This window comes from Flavobacteriales bacterium, from assembly GCA_020635395.1.
Lineage (GTDB): Bacteria > Bacteroidota > Bacteroidia > NS11-12g > UBA9320 > UBA987.
In genome coordinates this window covers 796,560-812,853 of record JACJZV010000001.1, presented here as the reverse complement: position 1 = coordinate 812,853, position 16,294 = coordinate 796,560, and the positions used below count along the sequence as shown (strand labels likewise).

Genomic DNA, 16,294 nt, shown 5'->3' with positions numbered 1-16,294 from the left:
CCTATTTTATGAAATAAATTTCTACTCTTCTATTTTCTTCTCTACCCTCTTTGGTTTCGTTACTTCCGGCAACTTCGGTATCAGCCCCACTTTTAGGTGTTAAATGCTCCATCGAAATTCCTTTAGATGCCAAATATTTACACACTGTTTTGGCACGAATTAGACCAATTTCGCCAGCGGCTTTACCACCAATATTCATTGATGGAGCAGCATATCCGGTTACTACCGCTTTATATTCGGGGTGCGATTTCATAAAATCAGCAATCACATCTAAATGAGGTTCGCTTTCTTTTTTGAAGTCTAAATATTGTAATGCACCAAACTTAACATGGCCAATGGCATTTTGAATTTTTTGAGCATCCGCTCCCAAGTCAATTCTGCCCCCCATTCCTTTTGGGTTCATATCTACCAATTCTTCACTTCCAACCGTTTGACCAGAAACATTCATTGTTTGCGTGGTGCTTTTGGTTTCCTCCTGGGCAAATGTAAAGTTCTTTTCATCGGCACCTGCACCTAAAAATCTTACGTAATGAAGTACTTTCCATCTTTCTTCGGGTGTTAAAGCATACGCATGAGAACCCATGTTTCCTTTACCGAAGGTAATGGTGTGAAATGCCTGTCCATCGGGTAAGTTTTTAATATAGTCAGAGCTATAGCCATCCCATGGTGGAGGTGCATATTGATTACTTTTTATAACCCCGCCATCGTTTTTGCCGGTTGCCCCATGGCAATGTTGGCAATTGATGTTATATAATTTTTTACCATCGGTCAAAACATTTTTTCGGGTGGCTGCCACCGGATTTGACCAGGATGCCGCTGCCTCATATCCTTCTTTGTAGTCAAAAAATCCAACCTGACCTCTAGCCACAGTTCCGTTTACTGGAACCCGCATGGTCATTCCATAAGGATTGTATTGCATTTCATCCCGTTGAGTATATGCTTCATACGCTTTTGAAATATACATCTGCGGAGCATATTCCAATCCTGGATTATTGCCCCCTGCCGTGCAACCTACCATTGATGTAGATGCTACAACCGAAGCCATAATCCATACATTTACTGAATTAAGTTTCAATTTCATTTTTTACTTATTCATTAAGTTTTTAGCCTGACCTACCCAATCTTCTCGCTCAATTTTTCCGGGGAAATATTTTGTTAAATCTTCGATAGATTTAATTGCGTCGGCTGTCAATTTAGCAACTTGCTCAAAGCTGTAGATACCAAGTTCGTGAAGTTGTTTTTCGTAAACTGGCCCAACGCCATTAATTTGTTTCAAGTCGTCCATATTGTCGGCTGAAAATTCCCCAACCACCGACTTCAAGAACGACATTTTCTCCGTACGTTCTTCTTCTGACAGGTCAGCACTTGTTTCAACCACCTTTGACTCTTCAACTTTTGGTTGAGATGCCTCGGCTGATGAAGTATTGACTTCGCTACTGCCGTTGTAGTTTCTTATTTCGAGAGCACCGGTCTCATTCATTATGGCGTCTAATTCGCTTCGAGAGATGCCGTGAAGTGCGGAAGGCTCAATACCTACAAACAATCTATCGTTTGTAACCCGTGGGTCAACAATTTCGGCAATCTTGCCATGTATCATTCTACTTTTTGCAAAAAACAAGAAAGCCATACCAAATGCCGTAAACAATACGGTCAACTCAAAGGTAACCGGAATCATACTTGGCAAAACCGTGTAATCTTGCGGTTTACCACCAATAATCATCGGCCAACTTTTAAAGGTATGCAGCTCATTGGTCATCATGTAAAATTGCAATAACAATCCACTAATGAATCCAAGAAAACCACAGATAAAAGCACCTACCGTAAGATTTGAACGGTTAATACCCATTTCCTTATCCAAATTGTGAACGGGATAAGGTGTGTAGCAATCAAATATTTCTACACCTTTTTTTCTAAGTTTATGAACGGCGTTGAGAAGTTTATCTCCGTCGTCGTAAACACCTAATATTAATTCTTTTTCTAACATCCTTCAGGATTTAAAATAATATTACTCTCTACTTTTAATAATTCCTTTAACCTCCGCCATGTTAACAACTGGCAAAAATTTCGCAAATAAGAAGAAGCAGGTAAAGAACAATCCCATTGTGCCAAGGAAAATACCAACTTCTACATACGTTGCACTATACATTGCCCATGATGATGGCAAATAATCTCTATGCAATGAGGTAACGATAATTACAAATCGCTCGAACCACATACCAATATTTACGATAATGGACATGATAAATAGGAACCACGGTGTGGTTCTTGCCCATTTAAACCAAAATACTTGTGGTGCAATAAGGTTGCAACTCATCATTGTCCAATATGCCCAAGAATAAGGGCCAAAGGCTCTGTTCAAGAAAGCATATTGCTCATATTCTACTCCAGAATAAGCAGCAATAAAAAACTCAGTCAAATAAGCCATACCTACCAAAGAACCAGTAAGCATAACTACTTTACTCATGGCCTCAAGGTGTTCAATGGTAATGTAGTCGGTAAGATTCATTACCTTACGCACAATGATAAGCAGTGTTAAAACCATACCAAAACCCGAGAAAATAGCTCCGGCAACGAAGTATGGAGGGAAAATGGTGGTGTGCCATCCAGGAATTACGGCGGTGGCAAAGTCCATGGATACAATGGTATGAACTGATAATACCAGTGGCGTAGATATACCTGCCAATATTAAGGCAACAATTTCATATCGATGCCACGTTCTGGCAGAACCATTCCATCCCATTGAGAAAAATCCATACCAAAATTTTCGTGCTTTGGTTGTTGCTCTGTCTCTGATGGTGGCAATATCAGGAATAAGACCTAAATACCAAAACACTAATGAAACAGAAAGGTAGGTAGAAATCGCAAATACGTCCCACATCAACGGAGAGTTAGGGTTTGGCCACAATGAACCAAAGGCGTTGGGCAATGGCAATGGCCAATATCCCAACCAAACTCTACCCATGTGAAACAACGGGAACTGTGCCGCACACAGAACCGCAAAAATGGTCATGGCCTCTGCACTTCTGTTTATACTCATTCTCCATTTTTGACGGAACAAAAGTAGGATGGCAGAAATCAGCGTTCCGGCATGTCCAATACCAACCCAAAATACGAAGTTGGTAATATCCCAACCCCACATTACGGTTTTGTTTACTCCCCAAGTTCCGATACCTTCCCATACGGTCCAGCCAAGTGAAAGCACCATGACAATCAATAAAATGAATGACACGGTAAAACCTAACCACCATTGTTTGGTGGGTTTGTTTTCAATTGGCCTACATATATCCTCGGTAACATCGCTAATGGATTTGTTACCCGTTACAAGTGGCTTTCTTATTGCAGCTTCAAACATTTTTGTTTCTTTTTATAAATTATGAATGTTGAACTTCTTGTTTTTTGTTTCTAATTTTTGTCAAATACTTCACAGATGGTTGAATGCCCACTTCTTCGAGCATTAAATACCCTCTTTCGTTTTTATACATTTGAGCAATTTTGCTGTTGGGGTCATTTCTATCTCCAAACACCAAAGCATTTGATGGACAAGTTTTTGCACATGCCACGGTAACATCCCCATCATTCAATTTTCTGTTTTCAATCTTGGCTTTCAGTTTTGCCATTTGAATGTTTTGAACGCAGAAACTACATTTTTCCATAACCCCTCTTGAACGCACCGTTACATCAGGGTTAAGAACCATTCTTCCAAGTTCGTTATTGAAATGATAATTGAATTTGCTGTTATCGTTGTATTTAAACCAGTTGAAACGACGCACTTTGTATGGGCAGTTGTTTCCACAGTATTTCGTTCCGATGCAACGGTTATAGGTCATTTGATTCAAACCTTCCGAGCTATGCGTAGTTGCCAATACCGGACAAACAGTCTCGCAAGGTGCATGGTCGCAATGCTGACACATCATTGGTTGATGAACTACCGTAACATTGTTGTAATGCGAATAGTCGTTTTTGCCCCCTTTTTTGGCAATTTCATCCAATGCGTTTAGTTCCTTTTCTTTCGAAGAATAATCGCCTTTTTTAAAGTCTCTTTCTCCGGCAAATTTTACTGATACTTTTGTTTCTTCCTGAACCTCAAATGCATAGTATCTGTCGATACGAATCCAATGCATTTCTCTCCTTCTACGAACCTCATCACGGCCAACAATTGGCACGTTGTTTTCCAAGCTGCAGCTTACAATACAAGAGCCACAACCCGTACAGGCATTCATATCAACAGCCATTGCCCAATGATGTCCCTTTGAATAGTCAAATTCTTCCCAAAGAGATACCAAGTGCTGTGTTTTAGCCTGAGGTTTGTTTCCTGCGTCTTTTTCTTTTTGATATTCAGAAAGTGTTGTTTCTCTCATTATATCACGACCTTCTACCATGTGATGCGTTTGAGTTTGGGCAAATTCATAACCCGAACCTACTTTTTCAAGTTTCACGCCACTCACCACATACGAATAGGTGCCATTATCTGTTTGAACCAATGGGTAAACATTTTTACCAAGGTCAACCAAATCATTTTTGTTTTCGTCTAATATTTCAGGTGTGCGGCCATAGCCCAAAGCTATACCGATGGTTCCTACCGCTTGCCCAGGTTGAATAAGTAAAGGCAATTTGTCAACCGTACCATTTGAGGAAGTTACCTTCATCCAATCGCCTTGTTCCCAATTATTGGCTTCTGCATCACTTCTTGAAATCGTCACGTAGTTATCGTAAGTAACTTTTGTAACCGGGTCCGGCATTTCATGACACCATGGGTTCATGGCCATTGTGCCATCGCCTATTCCTACTTTTTGATAGAGTGAAAGTTCTAAACCATCACCTTTTTTTGCAGAAGCTATAGCTGCAGCGGCATCAGAAACAGAACCTGAGAATGAGCCTGCTCCATTTGAAGCAGCTTTTTCCACCACCCCGTCATGCAGAGCTTGTTCAGCATTTACCCCCAAGTTGCTCTCCAAATAATTTACAACCCAACTGCGAGAAACTTGATCCTCTCCCATTTCCAACGTCTCTCCAGCCCAAGTTCTCAAAGACTCAGCAGCACTTCTGGTGTTGAATACTTTGGTAATGGTTGGTTGAGAAGTTAGATAATGTCCGCTCATTGGCTCATAAATATCCCACGACTCCAAGAAGTGGTTATCCGGAGCATTCACTGTGGCATTCATTGAGGTTTCATCCGCCACAATAGATGTGCAAATTACATTGGTTTTTTTCAACGAATCGGCCAAATCTTTGCCGTTGGCATAAGAATAAACCGGATTACAGTTTAAAAATATTACAGCTCCAAGGCTTCCAGCCTGTTTTGCAAAATTGTCAAATTCCGCCTCATTAAAGGCAGATACATTGTATGAAGTGTTGATGTCTATGGTGTTTCCATAGCTATCTAACATAGTGTTTATTGCATTGGTAATAATCTGGTCGGCTTTGTTGTTGCTTCCACAAACAACCAATGCCTTTCCTTTTGCTGCCACCAATTCTTCGGCTATTTTGCTCAACATGTTTCCGGCAAGCTCATTTTGAGCACCAGAAACGGAAGAACCCCCAACTTTTGAGGCAACCATATTATATAGACTTACCAAATAGGCTCCATGTTTTGAGGCCGGAATTGCAAACCGATAATCGGCATTGGTTCCTGTCAAACTCATGTTTGCTTCAATTTGGTAGTGTCTGCTCATATTGGCATTTTCTGGCGAAGGAACTCTGTTTTTAGCATAATCAGACGAAAACCTAACAGGAGAAACCCATGTACCTAAAAAGTCGGCACCGAAACTAACAATTAGCTCTGCTTTGTCGAATTTATAATTTGGAACGGTAGCTACACCAAACGATTCTTTATTGGCATTTAAAATACCTGAATACGAAATTGGGTCATACACAATGTGTGTAGCATTGTGAGCTGTCTTAAATTTATCAATAGCATCTTTAAGAATTGGGCTGGTAACGGTTCTTGAAACCACTGCCACGCCTTTTCCTGCCGCTTGCTTTAATATTTCTGCTACTTTTTTATCTACGTTTGCCCAATCTTTCTCTGTTTTTCCGCCAATTTTTGGGTTTTGCAAACGGTTGATGTCATACAACGACAAAATACTGGCTTGGCCAATAGCATTTAACCCTCCCTGACTGAGGATGCTTTTTTCGTTACCATCCAATTTTATTGGCCTACCTTCTCGCACTTTAGCCACAACAGGAAAACCTTCGTTGAACGCACCACATGAAGTTGCGTAATACAAAGGGAGACCCGGAGTTACATTCGCTGGTTTTTCGATATAAGGCATGGCATACTTTACCGGTGTCCTATTGCAGGCGGCCAATGCTACTGCACTAACGCTAAAACCAAAAAACTTTAAGAAATCTCGGCGGTTTGAAGTTATTTCATCCGAATCACCAAAAATTTCTTCCATCGGAAGCTTGTCTGAGAACTCATCGGTTCTTCCTGCATATTGAGCAGGTTTTTCCAGTTCTTCAATTCCCTTCCAGTATTTATTTTCCAAATTACTCATTATATGTTGTAATCTTTGAGTTTCTTAAATTGAATATCGATTAATAATGGCATTTTGAACATTCCAAACCTCCGTTTTCTGCAACGGTAACATAATGCTTGTTGTTCTTTTTCATTTCTTTATGCACATCCTCGTAGTATTTGTTGTTTTCAACATCAATACCTCTTTGTCTGTGACAGTTTACACACCAGCCCATTTGCAATGTGCTAAATTGCTCCAATTTGGCCATTTCGTGTACAGGCCCATGACATACATTACAAATATCTTTGCTCTCGGTGCTACCATCTGGAGCCAATTTTGCAGCAGATACGTGTTGTGAGTGGTTGAAATATGCCAAGTCAGGAAGGTTGTGAACCCTTACCCATTTTATCGGGCCAACTCCTTTTGCATTCGGATCGTAAGAGCCTGCTTCTGGGTCAAAACCTACATACTTATACAGTTTAGCCAACTCAGGAGATACTTGTCCGTTGTATTTTTCTCTCAACTGAGCCCCCTTGTGGCAGTTCATACAAATATTGCTTGATGGAATGGTGGAATGTTTACTTTTTGACGCACCTATATGGCAATACTGACAATCAATATTCATTGCACCGGCATGTTTGTCGTGCGGAAAATTGATTGGTTGGTCAGGTGCATAACCTTGCTGATTACCCACTTTATAAGCAGTATAATCGAATCCCCACCCACCTAAAACAATGGCTAAAATGCCAATAACCACCAACGATACAATAGTTGGGTTCCACTTATCTGTTGTGGGCTTTATTTTACTCTCGTAAAAAGTTGGCTCCGCCTGAGTAGGGTATTTTTGGTTTAAAATGGATGTAATGTGTTTAACAACATACACCATCAATGCCGCTACGATGAGCAACACAACCGCCAAAATAACTAAGGCTAAAAATGTAGAATTACTATAAAAACCTCCTGACATCTATTTTTTATTTTTAAGTCTTTCCTATTATAAAAATGACAATCTTCTAATTATCAAGCTTTTAACATTGCTATATGACAAAAATTTTACCAATTGGCAATGGCCGCAAATATATATCGGTTTAAAAGTTGGCAAGATTGAAGATACCAACATTTTTTAATTTAGAAATTGTCTAAATAGCTTCAACTCGCTGATATTATGCGACTTTTACAATCAATTATTTCCTTTTTCTTGGTGGAAATGATTGACAAATTTATTTCCCGATAGAAAATGCTTCGGAAATTATCTGCTCTTGCTCTTGATTGTGCACCTTGGCGTAGCCAGTAGCCGGAGACGAGCTTGAGCGGCGGCTAATTACACCCAAAGCAAAAGGCAAATCATACCGCAGCAAATGCATCCATGCACCCTGATTTTTAGGTTCTTCCTGCACCCATTTCCACTCTGCATTCCTGTATTTTTTTTGCAAATCGGCCAATTGGTTTTCGGCCAACGGATACAATTGTTCTACCCGAACAACAGCAACGTTTTCTATGTTATCTTCCTCCTGCTTTTTCAGTAAATCATAATAGATTTTACCAGTGCAAAGCACCACCCGCTTTACCTTTTTTGCATCGGCTTTTGCATCATCAATTATCTCTTGAAATGCTCCATTTGTAAAATCTTCGATTGAACTTACACAAAGTGGATGTCTCAGTAAACTTTTAGGGGTAAGCACTACTAAAGGCACCCGAATGTCTCGCTTCAGTTGTCGCCTCAAGGCATGAAATAAATTGGCTGGTGTTGTGGCATTTATTACTTGCATATTGAGTGTGGCACACAGTTGCAAATACCGCTCAGGACGAGCCGAGGAGTGCTCAGGCCCTTGACCCTCATGACCGTGTGGCAACAACATGACTAAACCGTTAAAGCGTTTCCATTTTGTTTCGCCGCTGGCAATAAATTGATCAATAATAACCTGAGCCCCATTGGCAAAATCGCCAAACTGGGCTTCCCATATTGTTAATCCATTGGGATTGGTCATGGCATAGCCATACTCAAACCCCAAAACGGCAAATTCTGAAAGCAATGAGTTGTAGATTTCAAACGACGTTTTTTGCCCTCCAATTTGTGCCAACGGGCAATATTCGTTTTCCGAATCTTCTTCTTTTATTATGGCGTGCCGATGGCTAAAGGTGCCTCGCTCGCAATCCTGTCCGCTCATTCTTACCGGAAAACCTTCGTCCAACAGACTGGCGTAGGCCATTAATTCGCCCATTGCCCAGTCGAAGCTGTTGTTTTTAATCATGTCGGCACGGTCGGCAAATAGTTTTTCAACCTTTTTAAAAGCCTTAAATCCATCCGGAATTTGCGTAATTGATTTGGCCAGTTTTTGAAATTTGGTTTTGTCAATGGCCGTTACGGGCGATTGCTCAAAGTCTTTTTGCTCGGCCTTTCTTATGTGTGCCCATGTGTTTGCTGGCGAATTATTGGTAGTTTCTTGCCCATTGGCCGACCGAACACTGTCTAACTTTTCTTGCAAAAGTTGTTTAAATTCTTTCTCCATTTGTTCGGCCAAATCGGCTTCCACACTACCGGTATTTGCCAATTTTTCCGCATAAATTTCACGTGGATTTTTGTGCTTGGCAATTTCTTTATACAACTTAGGCTGTGTAAATCTCGGTTCATCCCCTTCATTATGACCGTATTTTCGATAACCTAACAAATCGATAAAAACATCAGTATGAAATTTTTGCCGATACTCTGTGGCCAATTGCATTACATACACAATGGCTTCAGCGTCGTCTCCATTTACATGAAAAACAGGACACTTGGTGGTTTTGGCCACATCGGTGCAGTATATCGATGTTCGGCCATCGGTGTAGTTGGTGGTAAAACCTATTTGATTGTTAGTAACCAAATGTATGGTTCCCCCATTGTTGTAACCTTCCAACCCAGCCATTTGAATGACTTCATACACAATGCCCTGACCACTAACAGCCGCATCACCATGAATGAGTATTGGGGTTAATTTATCAAAATTTCTATTGTGTTCTCTGTCTATCTTTGCCCTTGAAACGCCTTCTACCACAGGGTTTACAGCCTCCAAGTGTGAGGGATTTGGTGTTAAGGTGAGCCGAATATCTTTACCTTCATTTGATTTTATTTCGGAAGAATATCCCATGTGGTATTTTACATCGCCCTCAAAAATGGCATCGGCATAAGCTCTTCCTTCAAATTCTCTAAAAATTTCTTCATAGTTTTTATGCATAATGTTGGCCAACACGTTCAGCCTGCCTCTATGTGCCATACCAATCACAAACTCTTCAACACCCAATGTTGAGCCATGCTCAATGATGGTGTTTAATGCAGGTATCAACGTTTCCAAACCTTCAAGCGAAAACCGTTTTTGCCCAACGTATTTGGTATGCAGAAAATTCTCAAAAACCACAGCTTGATTCAACTTATTCAGCACTTCTCTTTTTTGGTTGATAGACAGGTTTGGTTGATTTTTCCGGCTTTCCATGCGGGTTTTGAGCCATTCTTTCCGCTCGGGGTGCTGCATATACATATATTCAACCCCAATGCTTTGACAATAGGTTTGTTCCAAATGCTCGATAATATCTTTCAACTTGGCCGGCCCAATGCCCAATTCGATGCCTGCATTAAAGGTCTTATCCATATCCGACTGCTCCAAACCAAAATTGTTAATATCAAGCGTAGGTTCATATTTTCGCCTATCGCGAACCGGATTGGTTTTGGTAAACAAATGCCCTCGGGTGCGGTAGCCATCGTTTATCAGTCGAAGCACATTGATTTCTTTTAGCATATCTTCCGACACCACTTGGCCGCTGATTCCGGTTTTGTCGTAGGCCAAATCAAAACCTTCAAAGAATTTTTGCCAACCAAACTCCACGTTTTGCGGGTTTGCCTGATACTGCTTATACATTTCGTCTATCGAATCGACGTCGGCATTGCTAAGATAAGAGTGTGCTAACATTTGTGTATTTCAAAACTCAATTAAAAATGGGTGGCAAAGATAGATTTTTTTGAATGTTTAAGGTTGAAGGAATTAAGGTTTAAGGATGAAAAATGCACCCTGCTTTAATCCAGATTCTCAATACGTATTTTGCATCATTTTAGCTTAAAAACCAAACAAATTGAGTAGTGCTTTTAAAAAAGGGATGCAGCGGCAAGCTTCTGAATGGCGGTTGGGTTTGAATCCGCCCACCCATTAAAGGAGTCTGAGGGGAAGAAATAAACTTAACTTTGCGACCCAAATGTGGAAAGATTATAGATTTACAGACCTTTTTGAAAAACCGCCTAAAATTCCATGTTTTTTGGCTGGTACAATGGTGCATACCGAACAAGGGCTAAAACCTATTGAAGATTTAAAGACAGGCGAAAACGTGTGGAGCTATAACGAAAAAACCAAAACTACCGAATTGCAACTAATATTGCAAACATATACCAACACCGCCTTGCAATACATCAAAATAACCACCACTTGCGGCACAGAACTAAATGTAACGGGCAACCACCGGTTTTTTGAAGCCTTTGCCAAGCGTTGGAAAGCCGCCAGCCAACTGTCGTTGGGCGATTATTTGTTCGATGCCCAAAACAACAAACATATACACATTGCATCTATCCAAAAAATAGAACAACAAGTACCCACCCACAACATAGAAGTGGCTCAAAACCACAACTACTTAGTAGCCAACTCAGGCATTCTTACACACAACCAAACGGCTTTCAGCTATGCCGACCAAACGGAGTACGTGTTTGAATTCTACACCCTAAAAGACAAAGTTTCCAAAGCCGACCTCTATGTCGGCATTACAACGCAGCGGTTAGATTTAAGGCACGTTCAGCATGTTGAAGAAGGCAAACGTGCCTTGGATGGTATCAAAGAATACAACTTATGGAAAAGGACGACAGAAATAAGTTCAATAAGCATTAAAGATGTATTTATATCCGGTATAGATGGTATAAAAATGAAATTTTTTGAAGCCCGGGTAATCGAGCAATATTTAATCACCTATTTTGGTGGTGCAAAGGAGCATAAGGGTCTGGGTATTTTAAAAAACCGTAGCAATGCCATGACCGAGTATGCATTTAATCGATGGAAAAGGAATACCAATTTTAACCCATGCAAATATTTTGTTTAGAAAACTAAAAAAGCAAATATGGACTATACAAAAGAACTTTTTAGAGACCTCTATTGGAACTATATAGAAGCACCCTACGAAACTGCCGAAGCATTTAAAGAAGCCCTTAGAACCTACCACAAAAGCATTGGCTACAAGGGTACTTATCCCAAAATTAAATGGGATGAAAACACCATAAACAGCCCAAAGGTAATGATAGCCGCCATAGTGTTGCCGCTTGAAGAATACGAAGAAGTGCGAGAACATATAGAAACATTGGAGGCTGCTAATGGCAAGTATTTTACGGCATTAGATTTACTATATCAAACGCATAACAAAATAGGCTCACCCATTTTGGGTGATAGAGACAACCATTTTTTTGAAGGTTTTGCATTTGCAGTAGAAGAAAAATTTGGAGAAGAAAAGATACCTGTCTATGTGTTGATTACGGGGAGTTAAAAAAGTTGGCTATCGGTTTCTTTTAGGCATGGTTTCGAGCGGAAGAAAAATAATTCCTTATCCATGTAATTTTATTAAGGTTTATTCCTGCATTCTATCTTAAAAACCAAACAAATTGAGCAGTGATTTTAAAAAAGGGATGCAGCGGCAAGCTTCTGCACGGCGGTTATACCCCAAATACACTAATCTTCCCATAAACAAAGCATCTGTTAAAGCTATTTTTCTTATCAACCCAAAAATATACTAATTTTGTCAGAAATTTGTTTCGGTAGTATGACATTTAAAAACGAAGAAAAAGATAAACGTAGCCGATTGTATTTGTTGCTTGTTGTGCTTGCATTGCTTGCGGTTAATGGTTTGCTGGTCTATCAACTGCTTTCTAAAAAGAAAGTGGTGGAAGAAAAACAGGAGCAAGTGGATGATTTGACTGCCGAAAAAGCACAACTTAATGAAGAGTTGGATAGATTGAATCTCGAATTGGTGGAGTATAAAGGCGAAAACCAAAAACTCGACAGTGTGATTCGTGAACAAGAAATGAAACTGAACGCAAAAGTGGCTGAGTTGAAAAAAGCCATCAACAGCGGAAATGTGAGCAAGGCAGACATCGAAAAATTTAAAAAACAAATTCAGGAGCTTACCACCGAACGTGATGGCTACATTGCCCAAATAGAACAACTGAAAAAGGAAAAAGAATTTTTCAGAGATTCGTTGTATGCCAAAAAGAACGAATTGGTGGAACAAACCAAAAAGACAGAAGCTGTGGTAGCTGAAAGAGACAAGATTAACGCCCAATTAGATATTGCAAAACGCCTTAAAACAAAATCGCTTAGAGCCTATGGCATAAAAGTAAAAGGCAGTGGCACTGAAAAAGAAACCGATAGGTTTTCAAAAACCGATAGAATTATGGTAGAAGCTGTGATAGACAACAATGCGGTGGCCATAAAAGAAAGCAAAACGTTGTATTTGCAAATTTTATCACCCGAAAAAACAACGCTGAACAATCAGGCAAAGGGTTCAGGAACGTTTACGTTGGACGACCACGGCTCGCTTTACACCAAAAAGGAGAAATTCAATTTTACCAACTCTAATGAGAAGGTGGTTTTCTTTTGGGAAAAATCAAACGATATGACCGCCGGAGAATATACGGCCAATGTGTATTGCGAAGGTGTGTTGCTCGGCAGCACAAAATTCACACTTAAATAATTGATGAAAACCGTTTGGATAACGGGTGCCAGCTCGGGCATTGGCGAAGCCTTAGCCCATTATTATTCAAAAAAAGGATTTAACCTAATTCTTTCTGCCCGCAACGAATCTGCCTTAGAAGTTGTTGCAAAATCTTGCCAAACCAACGGCGAGATATACATTATTCCGTTAGATTTGGCTGATTCAAAAACCATTGAAAATGCGGTTGAAATGGCCAAAAAAAACGTTTCAAAAATTGACATATTAATAAATAACGGTGGCATTAGCCAACGGAGTAAAATAACAGACACTCCCGAAACCGTTGACAGAAGAATTTTTGAAATAAACTACTTTGGCACCGTTGCATTAACAAAAAAAGTGCTGCCCTGGATGATAGAAACCGGTGGTGGCAACATTTCAGTTGTCAGTAGCATTTCCGGCAAGTTTGGGTTTCCGCTTCGCAGCAGCTATTCGGCAAGTAAGCATGCGGTTGTTGGATATTTCGAAACTCTGGGATTGGAATATATAAATCAGAACATCCGCACCACGGTAGTTTGTCCGGGAAGAATAAGAACGAATATCTCCAAAAATGCTTTAAACCCTGATGGAAAACCGACAGGACAGATGGATGATGGGCAGCGAAATGGGATGTCGGTAGAGGTGTGTGCCGCCAAAATTGGCAAAGCCATTGCACGAAACAAGCGTGAAGTTTTGATAGGTAAAAAAGAGTTGATACTCTATTACATTCACAAATACCTGCCCACGCTCTTTTGGAAAATTGCCCCGAAAATAAATCCGAAGTGATTTTTTTTTAGACATTTTACAACATCCTACCTTTTTCCTTCAAATCCACGCAACCTACTGAATATAAGCACTTTATCTTTCAAAAAAAATGTATTGCGTATATCCGATTTATATACCATTTTTGACTGGTAGTGTAGTTACTTAATCGAGGGTTCAGCATTCAATGTAACATTTAATGCAAAAATGGTGCAGTTATTTCTGTGATTTAGAACGGTTTTTCGGTATTTGATAACTCATTTATAGAATTAATTTAAAGTGTTTTTATGAAGAAATTTTTCAACTTATTGGTCGTGTTTGTGGCGTTTTTGCTTTTTACCAACCAAAACGCTCAAGCACAATGGATCTACACCCAAACCAACTCAAACCAGAACGTGGGAAATCCCGGTGGCGTGCGAACTAGTTCCGATGCTACATCCACTGGTGGAACAGTTATTATGGCTTACAATCAAGGCCCCGGCGGTTCTACAGGTTCTTACACCAGTACCAATTATTGGTCGTTGGCTATTCCCATTCCGTTTACATTTAAGTTTTATGGCGGCACAGTTGACTCTTTTTGTGTTTCTCAAAACGGTTTGCTTACGTTTAGTACCTCAGTGGCTGGAACTCAGGTAAACAGCTCTCTGAACTCGAATTCGGCTTTACCAAACAGTAATTTGCCCGACAGCACTATTGCCTATTTCTGGGAAAATGTGGCTACCAGAAGCACAGGCGACAATGTTTATACTTTTGTTTTTGGCAGCACTGGCAGCAGGCAGTTGTGGATTCAAAACTTCTCTTATGCCATCGGTAACATGTCTTATGCCTATTGGGCCGTGGTTTTGGAAGAAGGCACCAACAATATTTACATCGTTGATCAGAACTATTACCTGAACGGCACCCCAAGCCTAACTGCAGGCGTTCAGCTCAACTCTTCCACTTATGTCGATGTAACCACAGGAATCAACTCATCGGCTGGCTCTCCAAATATTATTTATGGTAGTGGCGGTAGTTCTGCATCCGACAACGAATACCATATTTTTGAGCCGAAATTTTTGGTTTCTAATGATGTAGCTGTTTCTTCTTTTGTTAATCCAAGCGATGCAATTTGTAATTCTACAGATAGTATAAAAATTGAAGTAACCAACGAGGGAAACAACAATGTGACAAGTTTTGATGTGGAATGGTCAGTAAATGGCACCTCACAAAACACCTATAATCATACCGGCACATTGACTCCAAATAGCTCTATTGTCATCAATTTAGGACCCTATACCTACAGCGGTAGTTCGAGTAATTTTGTTGTTTACACAAAAAATCCGAACTCCACTTCGGATGGAAAACCCGCGAACGATACGTTGCAAAAAACTTTTGTACCGGGCATGAGCGGAACATACACCGTTGGCACATCCAGCAGTGATTTTGCAACCATTGATGCGGCCAAGACAGCATTGGCCAATGGGCTTTGTGGCCCCGTTGTTCTAAATCTTGCAGCCGGCACCTATACAGGGCAACATACTATAACAAATGTGCCGGGGCAGTCGGCCACCAACACCATTACCATTCAAACCGACCCATCAGCCACCAGCAAAGCAATAATAGAGTATGATGCTACGGGTACTACTGATGATTGGACAATACTTTTTTATAATGCATCACACTATATTTTAAACAATTTGCACTTAAAGGGTTTGGATGGGTATTATTGTCGGGTTGTTTCTTTCGACCAAAACAGTGGCGATATAACGATTCAGAATTGTACCATTGAAGGGAAAAAACCCAGTTCTTCTTCCAACTATGCAGCTCTGATTTATTCACCTTCAACATCAACGGACACCAACATTATCATAAAAGACAATGTTCTTCTATATGGTTCTGCAAGCATCTACAACTATGGTATATCTACAACCAGCTTGCAGAAAGGTTGGCAAATAACAGGAAATACCTGTACAGATTTTGACTACTATGGTATCTACAACTATAGCACTCAGGACATTACTGTCTCAAATAATACTATTTCATCAAATAGCACCTATAGTTCTGCACTCTACGGTCTATACTTGGCTTACTCTGATGGAGCAAACATGATATCTGAAAATAAAATAGACGTGTATAGGGGATATGGCATTTATCATAGTTCATGCGACGCTTCTTCTGTGGCACCGGCCTATTTTATTAACAATAGTATTCGAGTTGGAAATTCAGGTACTGATGCCGCAAGAGCTATTTATTCGCTTAGCAGCAGTTATCAAAAGTTTTACCACAATACTTGCGTGGTGACATCAACTCCGTCCACAACAGGAACTACTTACGTTGCGGGTTAC

Annotated in this window: 10 protein-coding genes and 1 pseudogene; 5 read left to right on the top strand and 6 right to left on the bottom strand. The window is 40.2% G+C overall.

The window, feature by feature from the left end; all coding sequences use genetic code 11:
• Position 1: 1 nt before the first annotated feature.
• From H6607_03475 to H6607_03450, 6 genes are all read right to left on the bottom strand, one after another.
• Positions 2-1,081 carry a c-type cytochrome gene (locus tag H6607_03475; GenBank protein MCB9261411.1) on the bottom strand — a complete coding sequence of 360 codons (1,080 nt, stop codon included), beginning with the start codon at positions 1,079-1,081 and terminating at the stop codon, positions 2-4.
• A gap of 3 nt (positions 1,082-1,084) precedes the next feature.
• Complete coding sequence (locus H6607_03470; protein MCB9261410.1) at positions 1,085-1,984, bottom strand: DUF3341 domain-containing protein; 900 nt, start codon at positions 1,982-1,984, stop codon at positions 1,085-1,087.
• Positions 1,985-2,005: 21 nt separating this feature from the next.
• Positions 2,006-3,352, bottom strand: a complete 1,347-nt coding sequence (gene nrfD, locus H6607_03465) for a polysulfide reductase NrfD (GenBank protein MCB9261409.1) — start codon at positions 3,350-3,352, stop codon at positions 2,006-2,008.
• Positions 3,353-3,371: 19 nt separating this feature from the next.
• Positions 3,372-6,497: a TAT-variant-translocated molybdopterin oxidoreductase gene (locus tag H6607_03460; protein MCB9261408.1), complete on the bottom strand. Its 3,126-nt coding sequence runs from the start codon at positions 6,495-6,497 to the stop codon at positions 3,372-3,374.
• A 40-nt stretch (positions 6,498-6,537) separates the two neighbouring features.
• A complete protein-coding gene (locus H6607_03455; GenBank protein MCB9261407.1) occupies positions 6,538-7,425 on the bottom strand; it encodes a cytochrome c3 family protein in 888 nt (295 codons plus the stop codon).
• 253 nt (positions 7,426-7,678) lie between these two features.
• On the bottom strand, positions 7,679-10,402 hold the full coding sequence (locus tag H6607_03450; GenBank protein ID MCB9261406.1) for a 2-oxoglutarate dehydrogenase E1 component: 2,724 nt from the start codon (positions 10,400-10,402) through the stop codon (positions 7,679-7,681).
• A gap of 280 nt (positions 10,403-10,682) precedes the next feature.
• Here H6607_03450 and H6607_03445 point away from each other — a divergent pair, with 280 nt between their 5' ends.
• The 5 genes and pseudogenes from H6607_03445 (at position 10,683) to H6607_03425 (ending at position 16,183) form a co-directional block, all read left to right on the top strand.
• The gene (locus H6607_03445; GenBank protein ID MCB9261405.1) at positions 10,683-11,570 is read left to right on the top strand and encodes a hypothetical protein; all 888 of its coding nucleotides are present in this window, start codon (positions 10,683-10,685) and stop codon (positions 11,568-11,570) included.
• Positions 11,571-11,588: 18 nt separating this feature from the next.
• On the top strand, positions 11,589-12,008 hold the full coding sequence (locus H6607_03440) for a hypothetical protein (GenBank protein ID MCB9261404.1): 420 nt from the start codon (positions 11,589-11,591) through the stop codon (positions 12,006-12,008).
• Positions 12,009-12,281: 273 nt separating this feature from the next.
• Positions 12,282-13,211, top strand: a complete 930-nt coding sequence (locus H6607_03435) for a hypothetical protein (GenBank protein ID MCB9261403.1) — start codon at positions 12,282-12,284, stop codon at positions 13,209-13,211.
• Between the two features lie 3 nt (positions 13,212-13,214).
• Positions 13,215-13,994 (top strand): SDR family oxidoreductase, encoded by a 780-nt coding sequence (locus H6607_03430; GenBank protein ID MCB9261402.1) that lies wholly within the window; start codon positions 13,215-13,217, stop codon positions 13,992-13,994.
• A gap of 263 nt (positions 13,995-14,257) precedes the next feature.
• Positions 14,258-16,183: pseudogene (locus H6607_03425) on the top strand (right-handed parallel beta-helix repeat-containing protein).
• Positions 16,184-16,294: the final 111 nt, after the last annotated feature.